This is a genomic window from Arcticibacter sp. (genome assembly GCF_053551015.1).
On the sequence record NZ_JBMQOB010000007.1, the window covers coordinates 313,627 to 328,236 of the forward strand.

13 protein-coding genes are annotated in these 14,610 nt (G+C 47.6%); 6 read left to right on the plus strand and 7 right to left on the minus strand.

Annotated features, from left to right (window positions below; genetic code table 11):
• Positions 1–250: 250 nt before the first annotated feature.
• Complete coding sequence (locus ACO1NU_RS04215; RefSeq protein ID WP_448817212.1) at positions 251–1,081, minus strand: DUF4249 domain-containing protein; 831 nt, start codon at positions 1,079–1,081, stop codon at positions 251–253.
• A gap of 1 nt (position 1,082) precedes the next feature.
• Positions 1,083–3,464 carry a TonB-dependent receptor gene (locus ACO1NU_RS04220; RefSeq protein ID WP_448817213.1) on the minus strand — a complete coding sequence of 794 codons (2,382 nt, stop codon included), beginning with the start codon at positions 3,462–3,464 and terminating at the stop codon, positions 1,083–1,085.
• 65 nt (positions 3,465–3,529) lie between these two features.
• Between ACO1NU_RS04220 and ACO1NU_RS04225 the strand changes: the two genes are divergently transcribed.
• Entirely contained in the window at positions 3,530–3,985 is a 456-nt protein-coding gene (locus ACO1NU_RS04225; protein ID WP_448817214.1) for a GreA/GreB family elongation factor, read from the plus strand.
• A gap of 2 nt (positions 3,986–3,987) precedes the next feature.
• Here ACO1NU_RS04225 and ACO1NU_RS04230 read toward each other — a convergent pair whose 3' ends face one another.
• From ACO1NU_RS04230 to ACO1NU_RS04245, 4 genes are all read right to left on the minus strand, one after another.
• Complete coding sequence (locus tag ACO1NU_RS04230; protein ID WP_448817215.1) at positions 3,988–4,683, minus strand: DUF421 domain-containing protein; 696 nt, start codon at positions 4,681–4,683, stop codon at positions 3,988–3,990.
• A 139-nt stretch (positions 4,684–4,822) separates the two neighbouring features.
• Complete coding sequence (locus ACO1NU_RS04235; protein ID WP_448817216.1) at positions 4,823–5,404, minus strand: DUF4202 domain-containing protein; 582 nt, start codon at positions 5,402–5,404, stop codon at positions 4,823–4,825.
• A 130-nt stretch (positions 5,405–5,534) separates the two neighbouring features.
• Positions 5,535–6,737: a hypothetical protein gene (locus ACO1NU_RS04240; protein ID WP_448817217.1), complete on the minus strand. Its 1,203-nt coding sequence runs from the start codon at positions 6,735–6,737 to the stop codon at positions 5,535–5,537.
• Between the two features lie 142 nt (positions 6,738–6,879).
• Positions 6,880–8,511 carry a polysaccharide lyase gene (locus ACO1NU_RS04245; RefSeq protein WP_448817218.1) on the minus strand — a complete coding sequence of 544 codons (1,632 nt, stop codon included), beginning with the start codon at positions 8,509–8,511 and terminating at the stop codon, positions 6,880–6,882.
• A 182-nt stretch (positions 8,512–8,693) separates the two neighbouring features.
• On the opposite strand from ACO1NU_RS04245, the gene ACO1NU_RS04250 reads away from it, so the two are divergent.
• The 3 genes from ACO1NU_RS04250 (at position 8,694) to ACO1NU_RS04260 (ending at position 11,897) form a co-directional block, all read left to right on the plus strand.
• Positions 8,694–9,416, plus strand: coding sequence for a DUF72 domain-containing protein (locus ACO1NU_RS04250; RefSeq protein ID WP_448817219.1), 723 nt, complete (start codon positions 8,694–8,696; stop codon positions 9,414–9,416).
• Positions 9,417–9,833: 417 nt separating this feature from the next.
• Complete coding sequence (locus tag ACO1NU_RS04255; RefSeq protein WP_448817220.1) at positions 9,834–10,253, plus strand: GreA/GreB family elongation factor; 420 nt, start codon at positions 9,834–9,836, stop codon at positions 10,251–10,253.
• 213 nt (positions 10,254–10,466) lie between these two features.
• Positions 10,467–11,897: an L-serine ammonia-lyase gene (locus tag ACO1NU_RS04260; protein ID WP_448817221.1), complete on the plus strand. Its 1,431-nt coding sequence runs from the start codon at positions 10,467–10,469 to the stop codon at positions 11,895–11,897.
• Between the two features lie 9 nt (positions 11,898–11,906).
• Here the strand turns inward: ACO1NU_RS04260 and ACO1NU_RS04265 are convergent, their stop codons facing one another.
• Positions 11,907–12,800 (minus strand): SDR family oxidoreductase, encoded by an 894-nt coding sequence (locus ACO1NU_RS04265; RefSeq protein ID WP_448817222.1) that lies wholly within the window; start codon positions 12,798–12,800, stop codon positions 11,907–11,909.
• A gap of 120 nt (positions 12,801–12,920) precedes the next feature.
• Here ACO1NU_RS04265 and ACO1NU_RS04270 point away from each other — a divergent pair, with 120 nt between their 5' ends.
• The gene (locus tag ACO1NU_RS04270; protein ID WP_448817223.1) at positions 12,921–13,544 is read left to right on the plus strand and encodes a DUF4142 domain-containing protein; all 624 of its coding nucleotides are present in this window, start codon (positions 12,921–12,923) and stop codon (positions 13,542–13,544) included.
• Between the two features lie 115 nt (positions 13,545–13,659).
• On the plus strand, positions 13,660–14,589 hold the full coding sequence (locus tag ACO1NU_RS04275) for a PRC-barrel domain-containing protein (protein ID WP_448817224.1): 930 nt from the start codon (positions 13,660–13,662) through the stop codon (positions 14,587–14,589).
• Positions 14,590–14,610: the final 21 nt, after the last annotated feature.

Here is a 14,610-nt window from a genome sequence, read left to right on the forward strand (position 1 = left end):
ACAAAAAAACCCGTTTTGTACCGTACGGTTTGTATTAATTTTGTTGCCTTGACCAATTAGAATGTCATATCGAGATTATAAGTGCCCTAAGTGTAATACACCTTTTCATTATCAAAGTCCAAGGCCCTGGATCCTAAAAAACCTGTTGCCATTTCTGCCCATTCGGAACTATTTCTGTCCGAAGTGCGTGAAAAACAGGCTTGTATGGATTAAGAACAGCAAAGAGGAAAATGGTTGATCCAGGGAGCATCTATGGGACAGTGCGTTCTATTGCCTGCACCATAGATGTCCCGAAGAATCCGGTAACGTCCTCACTGTTTGGATCCAGTTTCCTGATATTCGAACGCGCGTTTGGAAGCGGACTTGCAAAGAGCCCGTTATTATTCAGCTGCTCCCGGATATCTGTCATCATGTTATAGGTGGCCTCATTTAGAGACCATGCCTCCACGCGTATGTGATCTCCGGAAACGAAAGGACTGTCGATTTCCAGCTCATAATTACCGATGCGGTTCCCGTCGACGTACTTATCGCTGAATAGATTGATCTCAGAAGACTTATTCAAAAACTTACCGTTTCGAAAGAGCTTGTACCAGGTATAGTCGCCCGCACCCCTCAGCTCCTGCCCGGTGATGAAGGGATAAAAGCCATCTGCAGGATAAAGCAGCTGTTTCTTCTTGTATTTGAACTCCAGGGTATCGGCGGCCATACTGAGCCGCGGCATGGTGGAAACGGCCTCGTAAGAACTTCCCTCGAAGAGGACCGACAGCGTATAGGTACGTCCTTCCCGACCGCGGATCGTTCTGATCTCGTAACTGCCGCCGGATACTTCTTTCAGCTTCTCGGAATTCCCTGCATTGTCTTTCAGGATAACGGTTGCATTTTTAGCTACCACGGGCGAGGTATTATCCATTACCGGACTGGTGTAATACAGTCTGATCTGGTGAGCCTCTCGTCTATTCGTGAGCCAGCCTTCGACAACCAGTACAGGCTTTTCTTCAGTGATGCTGACCTGAAGAACTTTTTCGCAGCTCATCAGGAGCATGGTCAGCACAAGGATGATATAGGTTCTCAGGCTTCTCATATCAATATCTAAAGTTCCAGGTAAGAGACGGGACGATCATCCCCAGCATAGAGTATTGCACCGCTTCCAGCTGCAGGGGATTCGAGTCTTTCTGACGAAGATACATGGAAAAGGCATTCCTTCTGTTAAGTGCATTAAAGGCAGATATCACCCATTCGCTGTTCATCCTTTTTCCCGGCCGGGTTCTGTTCTTTAAGGTGGCAGAAATATCCAGGCGATGATAGGCAGGCAGCCTGTAGTTGTTGCGCGCGTGCCCGGGATTATACATTACCGTATAGCCGCTGAACTGGTACCGGGAAGAAGCCAGAGTAGCGGGCGTGCCTGTTGCAAAGTTGTATGTCGCAGAAAATTGGAGCCTCTGATTGTGGTGATAGATGGCCACCATAGCTGCTGCATGGGTTTTGTCATACTTCGCCGGATAATATTTGTTGTTATTGATGCCGTCTATCTTCCGTTCTGTACGGCTCAGGGTGTAACTTATCCATCCGGTTACCTTTCCCCTCTTTCGCTCCAGCTGGAACTCGGAGCCGTAGGCTCTCCCGTTGCCTACAAGAATATCACCAGGAAGATCTTCGTTAAGTAAGGTTTCGGCCCCATCGACAAAGTCCAGCTGATTAGTCATGCTCCGGTAGTAGGCCTCTGCCGAAACCTTATAGCGGCTATTTGGGGCTGAGCGGTAGTAGCCCAGGGAAAAGTGGTTTGCGCGCTCCGGCTTTATGCTATAGGAGCTGGGAGCCCATATATCAAGCGGACTGGTGGATAAGCTGTTTGACATCAGGTGCAGATCTTGGGCTGTCCGCGTGAAAGAGGCTTTAAGAGATGCAGCTTCGGAGGTCGCAAACACGAGCGATATTCTCGGCTGAAAATGGTGGTACCACCTGAGGATCTGCCCGTTGGTATAGTGCCGCGGATTTTGGGGGCTCTTCCGCATTCCCGTTTCGCCCACGTAATCGTACAGGATAGTAGAATCTGATGCGATACTCCGGAAGGCCGTATAGCGAACGCCGTACTCGAGGCTTAGCTTATCGGAAGCCTTTAGCTGGTGGTCCCAGAACAAGCTGTAGTCCGCTGCCCGCTGGCCAGACAACTGGATGGGCTGAAAGATAGAGGCATTACCATGGGGCGTGGCGGAACCGGGACTGAATTCATGCAAGGCAAGCTCTGCGCCGAAGTGTATCGTGCTGCCCGGTGATTGATACCATTGAAAGATGTTCTTAACCATATAGTCGCGTATAGAAGCCTTCCAGAGGAAACTGGAAGTGGGTTCATTCATGGAGCCGAGGCTATAGCGGTAATTGGAGTAAATGAGACTGAGATTAGAGAAAAGCTTGTTATTCAGAACATGATTCCAGCGAAGGGTTGCTGTGCCCGTTCCCCATTGAAGCATAAAGTCGTCTGCTGACTGGATCTTGTCCTTACCCAGATATCCGGATATGAAGAGACGGTCTTTGGGGCCAATCGGGAAGTTTATCTTGGTATTGAGATCATAGAAGTAAATGGAGTTATCACTAATATCTTCGTTAGATGACTGCCTGGTGATCACATCGGTGTACGAGCGTCGCGCACTAAACAAAACGGCGCTTTTATCCTTTTTAATCGGACCTTCAAGAGTGATGCGACTGGCTATGAGGCCAAGTCCGCCTGTTGCGGTCCAGTACTGATTGTTACCATCTCTAAGGCGCGTATCAAGCACGGAAGACAAGCGCCCCCCGTAGCGGGCAGGAATAGCTGACTTGTATAGCGACGCATCCACTACCGCATCGGGGTTGGTGACCGAAAAGAGATTGAAGAGATGTGAGGTGAAATACAGGGGAGCTTCATCCAGAAGCACGAGATTTTGATCAACGCCACCACCACGTACATTAAAGCCTGAGGCCCCGTCGCCTATAGTGCTTACCCCCGGCAGCAACTGAAAGGAACGGATCAGATCGGCCTCTCCAAGAAAGGTGGGAAGATCTTTTACCTTATTTATGTTCAGCAACTTAGAGGATTCATCAGAAGCCATCCTTCCGGAAACGTCGATAATAACTTCAGAAATCAGATTTGCCGGTATGGCGAGCTGAACGTTCAGTATAGAGTCCTTTTGCGTAAACAAACTAAGTTGTTGCGGTGTGAAGCCTGCGCAGGAAACGTTAATGGCCGAACTATTGGCGGGAATGGTAATGGAATAATATCCGTAGACGTTTGATACGGCCTTTACCTTGCCGGCATGGATCACCGCGCTCCCAATTACCTCCCCGTTTGCTGCATCCGTTATAAAGCCACTCAGTGTTTTCATCGTTTGAGCGTGAATGGGCCGGATGGAGAATAACGCTATGATCAGCAAGATCACATAACGGTGAAGGATCATATAATTGGCTACGATTTTAGATAAAGATAGCATTTCTTGTATTCCGAAGATGTTATCTAAATATTTAACTTTATCCGCTTCCGCGTAATGTAAGGACTATGATGCAAGATGTAAAGAAAGTACTGTATGAGAAGTGTGTTGCCTACGCAGATGAGCGTATATTGTCTATTGAGAATGCGCTACAGGCATCTCATGAAGCTTCAGTAAACGACACCAAAAGCAGTGCAGGAGACAAGTACGAAACTACGAGGGAGATGATGCAGCAGGAAATCTCCCGCAATGCACAGCAGCTGATGGAAGCTAAAAAGCTGCGCATGATCCTTGACAAGTTTAGTGGAGACTTCGCATCAGACGAAATCAAACAAGGAAGCTATGTGGTGACTTCGGGTGGTGATTTTTATATCTCTATCAGTGCGGGGCAGCTTACAGCTGAATCGAAAACGGCCTATGCGATATCAGCGCACTCTCCTATCGGACGCTTGATGATGGGCTGCAAGGTCGGAGACACAGTGGAGATAAATAAGCGGACCTTCAGCATCCTGGAGGTATATTAAACCTACTTCACCCGTTTGGTATCAATGGCTTTCACCCAGGCTTCGCGGTTGCAGCGTTTGCAACGACATATGTCAGCCGGCTCCAACTGCTCCACATTACCACAGAAAGAACATGCATAGACATCTGCCTTCGTGATTCTTACTATGGTTTTCTCAAACAGATCAGGGAGGATTGGTAATCCATAGCGCACCTTTTCATCCGGATAGAAGTATACGCTGATTGCCCCGGAGGTTTCGATAATAGCCGTTTCCACCTGGCCCAAATGAGATATGCTGTACTGCCTCAATTCCGAGAAGAACTCATCATATGCAAGCCCCTCTTTGCTAAAGTTGCCAATGGAGAACTCGCCCTCTCTGATGAGATAAACTGCTTTGCCCTCGACAAGATTATCAAACTCGCTGCTTTTGGCTGTAAAGTATGTGGTAAGCCTGTAGGAACACACCACGATGGTGAAGATGACTACAGGTACGAGCATGCCAACTTCGCGGTAGAACATGGGGTCGCCGGCAGCAGAACCGAGACTGATAATAACCACCAGCTCGAATACGGACAGCTGGCCTACGCCACGCTTCCCCAGCAGGCGCAAGCCAATAAGGATAATGATATACATGGCGAAGGTACGCACAGCAATTTCGAGTAAGAAGGGCCAATCCTCCTCACCAATGAGCACCTTTGTCCAGTCAATTTGAAGCAGCATTTCTTTCAGGATAATATTTATACCTTTAGAAACAAAACCAATACTAATTGTTTGGAATGCTACTGAAAATACTACTCACCATCGGAGGAATACTCCTTCTAATCTGGATAAGAAAACGGTTCCGGTTCTAAGCCGGCAGCTAAGCTTGCAGAGCTTTCGAGATCAGTTCTGAAGCGAGCGGACTGTATTGGAGCTTCAAGGCGGCATTATGGCCTTCTTCACTCATCTTTTTCCAGGTCTTCCGAAGCACGTTGATCATTTTTTCTTCGCTCAATTTGCTGATCAGGTCGTCAAACTGAAACTCCAGGAATACGAGACAGAGGGCATTCTCAATCACCTGTACATCCGCATCAAGCTTTAGCCGCTGCTTCCGGATGATCTGTTGCACCCTTTCAATCTCTTCTGCCGAATATCCAGCTTGCTCAAGGAGCTCACCTGCTTTGGCCGCATGAAACTTTCCCAGATCACTTCTCCAGTTCAGGTAACCTGTGCGGCCTTCAGGGTATTGGGTCCGGGCTATTTCCCATCTGCCAATATGCTGACTCCTGGAGGCGAGAAGCAGAAATTCATTAGCGTCTGGTTGCAGCTTTTTCACCCAGTTATATAGCTCAACGGCGTAGAAATATTCTGCAGGGTAGATCTGGTCATTCCACGTTATCTGTTCGGGGCATTGTTTATTATATTCGTCAAACAGCTCAAAAGCTTGTTCCAGTCTAGTCATATGATTATTCTTAATTCTTCAGGAAATGCAGCTAAAAGTTGTACCGAAGATGCGAGTGCAGTCCTGAACTTCTATATTTTGCTCCTGTGTGAGCGAATATAGCTAAGTAAGCTTAAAAAATGAATGGAGACTATAATTTGTCGGGCTCATACTGATAGACAATCTTATACGGCACGTTTTTAAGTTTTTGAGAAAGCTGGCCGATCTGGAGGTTTTTTTCCTGAGGTGTAGGCTCGCAGACGCTGTATTCCTTTCCATTATAGTAGATCGGCTTACCTATCGCTTTATCAAAGCGCACAGCCATGGTGATATGTGTCGGATACAACAGCGCGATCATAGGGAGATCGTAAATTTCCTTGACCAGATAGAAGAAAAGGGCAGCACGGTCGTCGCAATCGCTGTGACTGGCAAATAGTGTCTCTTCGGGAGAAAGCCTCTTCTCTTTACCGAAGTTTTCTTCATCATCTTCGTACAGGAATGCGTATCGGGTAAAGCGCATCAGGTAGTCGACTCCCTTCTTCTGACTCATGCCACTTACATTCTCCCTGAGCATGGGAATGAGCGAGCCATAGGTCTCTTTGCTCAGAGGGATATTGAAATAGGATTCAAAGTCTACGCCGGGATAATTGGCGAATATCCGTTCAATTTCCGGATTCAGTTTTACAGCGAAGTGATACGTTTTCTGCTTGTAACGAAACTCGAGCTTCCTGACCTTATAAGACTCAGGCCTGAAGTCGGGAAGCCTGGTAATTTTATAGGAGAATGAACGGCTGGCGCCCGGTATCGGGATATTTACCGGGTATGGTGGCTCCTGGTGCAGATCCGCTTTAGGATAATCGTGAATATTCAGACACATGTACTTCTTACTTTCGACTTCGAAGAAAGGGATGTCGGCAATATCTTCATCATTATAGACGTAAAAGATAATCTTTTCACCTGCCAGGGCCAGGCGTGCATCATAGCCTGATTTGCTTAATAAAAACCACTTGTAAAGGGTGTAGCGAGTATAGTTTTCGGCCTTCGGGCTAAGCTGCTGAGCCACTTTCCTGATGAGCTGATAATACAGCCAGTCGTTCAGCTGATGTCGCCCGCGATAAGCGAGCATGGAATCTATCATCGGCTGATAACGGGCGTTATTCAGGGCGAAGTAGAATGATCGGATTGCTGCGGGACTTAATTTCTGAGGGGCGGGAACATGGATGGACTGATCGGCTTCGAGGTTATAGGTGCCTTCATAAAATTCAAAGCAATACTGCTGAGATCCGCTCTGAGCGAACGCTGCTTTCCCAGCACTTATTATTCCGATCAATATGATGAACACTACCCTTATCATATCAGCAACTCCGTAGTAAAGTTACGCTTTGCCCGACCTTAAAGTTTGTATATTAACACATTGTTACCTGATCGTTATCATACTCCAAAAAAAAGAGGCTAAACACATTGGTTCAGCCTCCATCAAATCACGATTTTAAATACTATGGTTTCACTGATTTCAGTGGCACCAGACTGTTCAAATAATCCTCGATATTCGAATAGCTGGTTTTGCTGATCAGAGAGGCATCCGAGGCGTCTTTCGGATTAAGCCCTTTGCTTTTCTCGTATGCATCAGGCATTCCGTCGTTGTCTGAATCTTTATACGGCTTGCCTTTATAGACAGGATATCCGCCTACCTGACTGACGTCGCTGATAATGCCCTTCTTATAGGAATCTTCAGGAAGCCTCCTCTTGATATATTCCTTGCCTACTCCTGTCTTCCCTCCTTCTTTATATTCTATCTTTCCGGTTTTTACCTGGCGGATGATGCGCGCGTCGACAGCGTCACGCTTTGGTAGTGCCGCCCCCACATTGGTGAGGACATAGCTATAAGCTTCCTGTGCAGACAAGGTAGAGACCGGGCTCATCGGAAAAGGCTTGTCAACGCGAATATTCTCCATCTGATTTCCGGCATTGGGAAGGTTTTCAATCTGAACACCGCCGTCCCAGTTGTTTGCCGTAACTTTTTCGTTCCCCTCGACAATGTTGCCATGCACGTAGGCTTTGCCATAAATGTTCTTATTGGCTTGATCCCTGCCTGATTCAGGCTTCAGAATACGGTGTGCGATAGGTTCGCTCAGGGGAGTGATTGGTCCTGGCTTGTAATAGTTATTGATAAAGTTGAAGAATGAACGGTTATCACCACCGTCCGCACTTCTGTTCCACCAGTTGAAGATCACGTTATTCACGAAATTGAAGTCTCCGTACATACCGACTGAGGGGTTCCTGCTGATGTTGCTGGACCAAAGGTTACGCATGAAGGTGCTGTTGAGCCCTCCTATTGTACTTCCAAACGCATGATTGTAGGTATCGAGTGCTTCAGAGAAAATAGAATTCTGAATCGTGATGTTCACTGTCGGGAGCTTCTCAGGCTTCGACCCGTCGCCTTTATCATAGACGTGTCTGTACATTGACATGTTCTCATCGAGTCCCCAGCTTGCAGATACGTGGTCAATGATGATGTTACCCACTCCATTACCACCAAGTGCATCGTCACGACGTGTTACATCGGTTGCTCCACGACGGAAACGCATGTACCTGATCACGACATCGTGCGTGTCTATCCAGAGTGATTCACCTGCGATGCAGACACCATCTCCCGGAGCAGAATGACCTGCTATGGTGATATAGGGAGCGCGGATACTGATCGGGCTTTTCAGCTGAATAATTCCTGCGACATTGAATACAATGATTCGGGCTCCGCCCTGCTCACAAGCTTCGCGCAGGGTACCAGGGCCGCTGTCGGCCAATGAAGTGACAACATAAACCTTGCCGCCTCTGCCGCCCATAGTATATGCACCTCCGCCTTCCGCACCGGGGAATGCAGGAATGCTTGCCTGTAGCAGATCTGAGGGCTTTGATGCCCATGGCACGAATGGTTTTCCTTGTTTCGCTTCTCTCTCTACAATTGGAAGTGCTTTCGCCCATGCCTGGTCTGATAGCTTTTTATATTCGTCCATGGTCGAGTCGCCCTTTGCTTCCAGATGCTTTGGGATGACGGGATATTGTGCAGATACCTGACCCGCGTACGCAGTCACTGCCGAGAGCAGCAACATGTTCCAGATCTTCTTCATTATTTAAGTGTTTGGTTAAACGTCAAATATATAGGCCATGGCAATGAAAGGGTAATACGATTTTTGCGTGCTTTTGTATCATGTTATCATCTTTGAAGTCGCAGGCCTTCGTTAAAATGGACGAGTATTGGGATCAAACAAATTGTCCGTTTCGTGATTTCTTATTCCAAAAACCTGTAAATATGATCAGATGGCATATCGGATGCTCCGGATTTTACTATAAGCACTGGAAAGGAATCTTCTACCCCGAAGACCTGCCCCAGAAGAAATGGTTTCCCTTCTATGCAGAACGCTTCAATGCACTCGAGCTTAACGCATCATTCTATAGAACGCCTACTATTAAAGCGTTGGAGAACTGGTACAACATCAGTCCGCCCGATTTTCATTTTGCGGTAAAAGCGCCGCGGACCATCACTCACTACAGGAAGTTCAACAACGTGAGGGACCTGATTTCCGGCTTCTATGATCTCGCACAGTCGGGCCTCCGGGAGAAGCTGTCGGCCATCCTTTTCCAGCTGCATCCTAATTACGCATATACAGATGCCCATCTGGACGCCATGCTCGAAAATCTGGATCCGGTATTTACCAATGTCGTGGAATTCCGTCATCCCAGCTGGTGGAATGACAAGGTATATCAAGCCTTTGGAGAGCGAGGCATTGTATTCAGCGGGATCAGTCACCCGACCTTGCCGCAGGATGTCATCAGTAATTCACCCTCTTTCTACTACAGGTTTCATGGTTCGGAAAATCTCTACAGCTCAGCATATACCACAGAGCAGCTGAACGACTTCGTGAAACAAGTTGAGCAACAGCATGTCGGCGACGCTTTCGTTTTCTTTAATAATGATATCGGCGGAGCCGCTTTCCGCAATGCAGCGACTCTCAAACAGCTCAGCGGCATGTAACATTCTCCATGTGACTGAACTTAATACTTGACTAAGTCGAATAATTAATAGACATTTGAAATAATGGCAACCGCTTTATATACATATAGCATAAACGTTAAAGGACTTGTGACTGGATCACAGGCTGCCTCTGATGCTGTATGTGCGCCTGTTGCTTTCTCTTGTAAACCGGGTGTACGCTATGCGGCGTTTCAAAAATCCAAGGACTTTATTACTATAGCCCCGGCCATACTTGGTCTTGGGGCCAGCCAATAAGCATTCGTTTATTTCTTAGCTTTTACTGAATGGTTCCATTGAGCCAGGCTTTTGCTTTTTAAACCATTTTAGCGCTTTGTTCCCGTTCAGTCTACCTGCTAAGTAATGCCGATGCTTAAGGCCCCGCGTATTTGACACATCTTTTAATCTAAATTATTCATTATGAAAACAGAACAATTAATTATCGTAAAAAAAGAGTTAGAGCTATTAAAGAAGCATCTATTGCACAGCAACCTTTCTGAGTTCAACCGCAACAAACTGTTGGCTGAGCTCAAGTCTGCCAAAATAATGAAAGAAGAAGATCTTCCGGACGACGTGGTGTGCCTGGATTCCCGCATTGATATTCAGGAGCAGAGCAGCAAGCAAAAGTTCACTTTTCATCTGGTACTTCCCTCTGAAGCCAACATGAAACAGCAAAAGATTTCTGTATTTGCTCCTATAGGGATTGCCTTGCTCGGATACCGTACAGGCTCAATTGTGCAGTGGGAAATGCCGAACGGACTGAAAACTTTCGAAATTTTGAGAGTTACTCAGCACGTGAGCAAAGAAACAGATGTGCTCGAGGTCGTAAAAACCGCTTAAGATCAAAGTGTTTCGCATTATAGTATCTAATTTTTAAAGTTTTTCAGACATTCTGCCTAACATTATTCCAGAGACACATATTTTGTTGATTTAAACGCATAAAAGCAAAGAAAACAACGAAAAACAATAGATTTGATTTAGTGATATACAGAACAGGCAAGCTGATTAGTGCCTAATCAGCTTGCCTGTTTATACGCTCATTAGACGTACAGTATGCAAGAAGAGCAAATCTCAGTATTCGATATATTCAAGATCGGTATAGGCCCATCAAGTTCGCACACGCTCGGCCCTTGGCGGGCAGCTCAGCAGTTCCTTTTAACATTAGAGAACAGCGACTTAAGCAGCAGTGTCACCTCACTCAAGATAGCGCTCTTCGGCTCACTGGCGAAGACAGGTAAAGGACATGGAACAGACCTGGCCGTACTTCTCGGGCTTTCCGGCTACGACCCTGTCACCATTCCTACCACAGACATTACCGGGACGTTTGACGAGATCAGGAACTCGGGTACACTCCTGCTGAATGGAAAACACCCGCTGACTTTTCATTATTCAGAAGACCTTGAGTTCAGGATGTTCGAGTCGCTTCCGGCTCATCCAAACGCACTGACCTTCACGGCTCTGACTGGGTCGCAAGCTGTCATTTCAGAAACCTATTATTCTATAGGAGGTGGTTTCATTCTGCGGGAAAATGATCATCCGTCTCAGTCGAAAGGCCGGGCAGTAAGCTTGCCCTACCCCATCGACCTGGCTCAGGACCTTCTCCGCTATGTGCAGGAGACCGGAAGTTGCATTTCTGAGATCGTTCGTGCCAATGAACGGAGCTGGAGAACCGACGAAGAGATAGAAAAGAAATTATTCGCCATCTGGGATGTGATGAAAGACAGTGTTTTCAGAGGCTGCCACAACACAGGAGTTCTGCCCGGCGGGCTGGCTGTGAAGAGACGGGCCGCAGAGATCAACGAGCTGCTTCTGGGAGGTTCTTCATACGAAGGATATAGTGAATGGCTCGCTGCTATACAGAAAGGCGGATCTGCTTTTCAATATACCCTCGATTGGGTGAGTTGCTTTGCGCTTGCTGTTAATGAAGAGAATGCTGCTTACGGAAGGGTGGTCACCTCGCCAACCAATGGTGCCGCAGGGGTAATACCTGCCGTTCTACTATACTACCTGGCTTTCTGCGACGGAAAGGAGACTGATGTCATCCGCTTTTTGCTTACTGCGTCTGAGACCGGTTGTATATTCAAGAAAAGCGCAACCATATCGGCAGCGATGGGAGGCTGTCAGGCCGAAATCGGTGTATCTTCAGCAATGGCGGCATCGGGACTCACTGAAGTATTAGGTGGCACTCCGCAGCAATGCCTCATGGCCGCGGAAATTGCTATGGAGCACCACCTGGGTTTGACCTGCGATCCGGTAGGTGGCCTGGTCCAGATCCCCTGCATCGAAAGGAATACCATGGGCGCGATCAAGGCCATTACGGCCGCTCAGCTTGCATTGCGGAGCGACCCCAAGGTGGCCAAGGTATCTCTGGATGATGTCGTTAAAACCATGTGGGACACCGCCCAGGATATGCATTCCCGGTATAAGGAAACCTCTGAAGGGGGGCTGGCAGTCAATATCCCTATCAGTTTAAGCGACTGCTGATCTTCTGTTCTAGATCGTGATCCGTCCCCCCGTAATAGGTATTGTAGCACCAGAGATGTAGCTTGCCTCATGAGAGGCCAGGAACACATATGCCGGAGCGATCTCAACAGGCTGACCGGGTCTTCCCATCGGCGTATCCGATCCAAAGTTCTCCGGCTCAGGCATGGTAGACGGAATAAGCGGCGTCCATACCGGTCCTGGTGCCACCGCATTTACACGGATCCCCTTATTGTTCTCTAGTAAAATCTGACTCAGGTTTGCTGTAAAATTCTGAATAGCGCCTTTAGTCGCCGCATACGGCAAGAGCTTCAGGCTCGGAGAATACGCATTAACCGAGGTTGTATTGATGATACTGCTACCCGGCTTCATGTGAGGCTCGGCAGCCTTACACAAATAGAACATCGCCGTGATATTGGTGTCGAAAGTCTTGGTCCATTCTTCAGAAGGCACCTCCTGCAATTCCTCATGCGCCATCTGGTAAGCGGCATTGTTGACCAGGATGTCAATACCGCCAAATTCCTGAACGGTCTTGTCTACAATTTCCTTGCAATGCGCCTCATCACGGATGTCGCCTTTAATCAGCAAAGCCTTTCTTCCGGCATCCCTGACATATTCAGCGGTTTTTTCCGCATCCTTATCTTCCACGTCGGCCAGATAGCTGATACATACGTCAGCTCCTTCTCTTGCAAATGCAATGGCTACCGCCCGGCCTATCCCAGAGTCGCCTCCGGTGATAATAGCTTTCATGCCTTCCAGCTTGCCGCTGCCGACATAAGACTCTTCACCATGATCTGCTTTTGGCTGCATCTGATCTTCAGTTCCCGGTACAGCCTGCTCTTGCTTTGGAAAAGGCGGTCTCGGATACCGCTCATGAGGATTCGGATTTAAGCGTTCATTTTTCATAAGTATTCGTTTGATTTTTCAGATAGATTCACCAGACCAACAATGCGGATGGCGTGATGGTTTTCCAAATTTTGCAAACATTTTGCAGCAGGTCAGGTTAACAAGACAAACAATCAACCTATGAAAAACGCAACAATTTTAACTATGTCACTGGGCGCCATGCTGGCGTTTCAGGCCTGTACCGACAGCAAGAATAACAATGGCAGAAATACAGAAACAGACAGCACTGCCTATCTGGAAGAGGTATCTCCCAATGAAGATACCACACAAGCGGGGGCATCCACATTCTTCATGAAGGCAGCAGATGCCGGCATGGCGGAAGTGGAATTCGGCAAGCTGGCACAAAAAGCCGCTAAGAATGCGGACGTAAAGGCTTTCGCAGCCCAAATGGTGAAAGATCACTCGAAGGCGAATGAGGAGCTGAAGGCTTTGGCTACATCTAAGAAAGTACAGCTTTCTCCCGTAATCAGCAGCGTCTTCCAGGGTCAACTGACCGACCTGAGCTCAAAAACCGGTGAGGAATTTGATCGCCAGTACATGTCTCTGATGATGGTTCACCATATGGATGCCATCAAGCTGTTTGAAGAAACCAGCAAGAATGAGAAAGATCCGGAAGTGAAAGCCTTCGCTACAAAGACCTTACCTGTACTTAAGGCACACCATGAAAAAGCGGAGCCTATTGCTGAAAAGTACAAACAGCAGCCAACCAACGGAAATCCTTCACGAGTAAACACAACCAACTAACAGAGACATGGCGCAACTGGATGTTCAACCCAAAAAGAGCAATCCCTGGTGGGTTTGGCTCGCAATTATTTTATTGGTAATTGCCCTTTTAATGTACCTCTTTTAGAAGCTATTTATGGAAGCAAATGATGAAAACGTAAAAAGCAACCATCTTCAGGAATTAGGTGGAAGCGACTTTGAGATAGTGGATGACCAGCCGAATATAAAAGGCTGGGAAGTTCTTGGCCCTGAGGGGCAGGATCTTGGATCTGTAGCTGAACTGCTGTTCGATGCCAGTTCCCGAAAGGTACGTTATATCGTACTTGATCTCGCTGATAACGAGTGGAACCTGGAAGAACGGGACGTGCTGATCCCGATCGGACTGGCAGAACTGGATAATGAACGGGATGAAGTCCTGCTGCCACTCGTGACAGCGGAACAACTTGCCGCTCTTCCCGATTACAGCAAGAACGAAGTTTCGCTGGAAACAGAGATGACGATCAGAACCATCTTCATGAACGCCGATCCGGTTACCACAGCGTCCTACCAGGATAACTTCTACGGTCACGAGCATTTCAACGAAGATCGCCTGTATAGCCGCAGGAAGGCAGGCAGCACCAGTAGTGCACACACCGTAATCGGCATATTCGAGAACGGATTTACCGCACAGAACGCCATACAGCGACTCAAGAACAGCGGCTTTCTTGATGACAACATCGATATCTCGGCGAGAGGATCTCACCATACCGAGTCTGAATACCAGCAGCGTCTGAGTGGTTTCTTCGGAACACTGTTCGACGACCATGATGAAGCTGCGCACTTCTCCAAGCTAGCAGCAGAAGGTTCTGTTGTCACGGTACATACACAGTCAATAGCTGAGTCTGAAGTAGCTGTCCGTGTTCTGGAAGAGTACGGCGCCAAGGTAGAAGAAGATCCAGAACCACCGCACGGAACCACTGTGAATCCTGAACCGGAGAATGAGAGCGAAGCTTTCAGAAGGCAAATCAGAACGCGGATCGTAGAGCGTCAGATCGAAAACAGCAAACGCCTGCGAACAGGTATCTGATAGCATGTTGCTCATATAATT

What these genes read in the sequence shown, in the direction of transcription:
- ACO1NU_RS04215 (WP_448817212.1), bottom strand. Translation starts at nt 1,081, where the DNA reads ATGAGAAGCCTGAGAACCTATATCATCCTTGTGCTGACCATGCTCCTG.
- ACO1NU_RS04220 (WP_448817213.1), bottom strand. Translation starts at nt 3,464, where the DNA reads ATGCTATCTTTATCTAAAATCGTAGCCAATTATATGATCCTTCACCGT.
- ACO1NU_RS04225 (WP_448817214.1), top strand. Translation starts at nt 3,530, where the DNA reads ATGATGCAAGATGTAAAGAAAGTACTGTATGAGAAGTGTGTTGCCTAC.
- ACO1NU_RS04230 (WP_448817215.1), bottom strand. Translation starts at nt 4,683, where the DNA reads ATGCTGCTTCAAATTGACTGGACAAAGGTGCTCATTGGTGAGGAGGAT.
- ACO1NU_RS04235 (WP_448817216.1), bottom strand. Translation starts at nt 5,404, where the DNA reads ATGACTAGACTGGAACAAGCTTTTGAGCTGTTTGACGAATATAATAAA.
- ACO1NU_RS04240 (WP_448817217.1), bottom strand. Translation starts at nt 6,737, where the DNA reads ATGATAAGGGTAGTGTTCATCATATTGATCGGAATAATAAGTGCTGGG.
- ACO1NU_RS04245 (WP_448817218.1), bottom strand. Translation starts at nt 8,511, where the DNA reads ATGAAGAAGATCTGGAACATGTTGCTGCTCTCGGCAGTGACTGCGTAC.
- ACO1NU_RS04250 (WP_448817219.1), top strand. Translation starts at nt 8,694, where the DNA reads ATGATCAGATGGCATATCGGATGCTCCGGATTTTACTATAAGCACTGG.
- ACO1NU_RS04255 (WP_448817220.1), top strand. Translation starts at nt 9,834, where the DNA reads ATGAAAACAGAACAATTAATTATCGTAAAAAAAGAGTTAGAGCTATTA.
- ACO1NU_RS04260 (WP_448817221.1), top strand. Translation starts at nt 10,467, where the DNA reads ATGCAAGAAGAGCAAATCTCAGTATTCGATATATTCAAGATCGGTATA.
- ACO1NU_RS04265 (WP_448817222.1), bottom strand. Translation starts at nt 12,800, where the DNA reads ATGAAAAATGAACGCTTAAATCCGAATCCTCATGAGCGGTATCCGAGA.
- ACO1NU_RS04270 (WP_448817223.1), top strand. Translation starts at nt 12,921, where the DNA reads ATGAAAAACGCAACAATTTTAACTATGTCACTGGGCGCCATGCTGGCG.
- ACO1NU_RS04275 (WP_448817224.1), top strand. Translation starts at nt 13,660, where the DNA reads ATGGAAGCAAATGATGAAAACGTAAAAAGCAACCATCTTCAGGAATTA.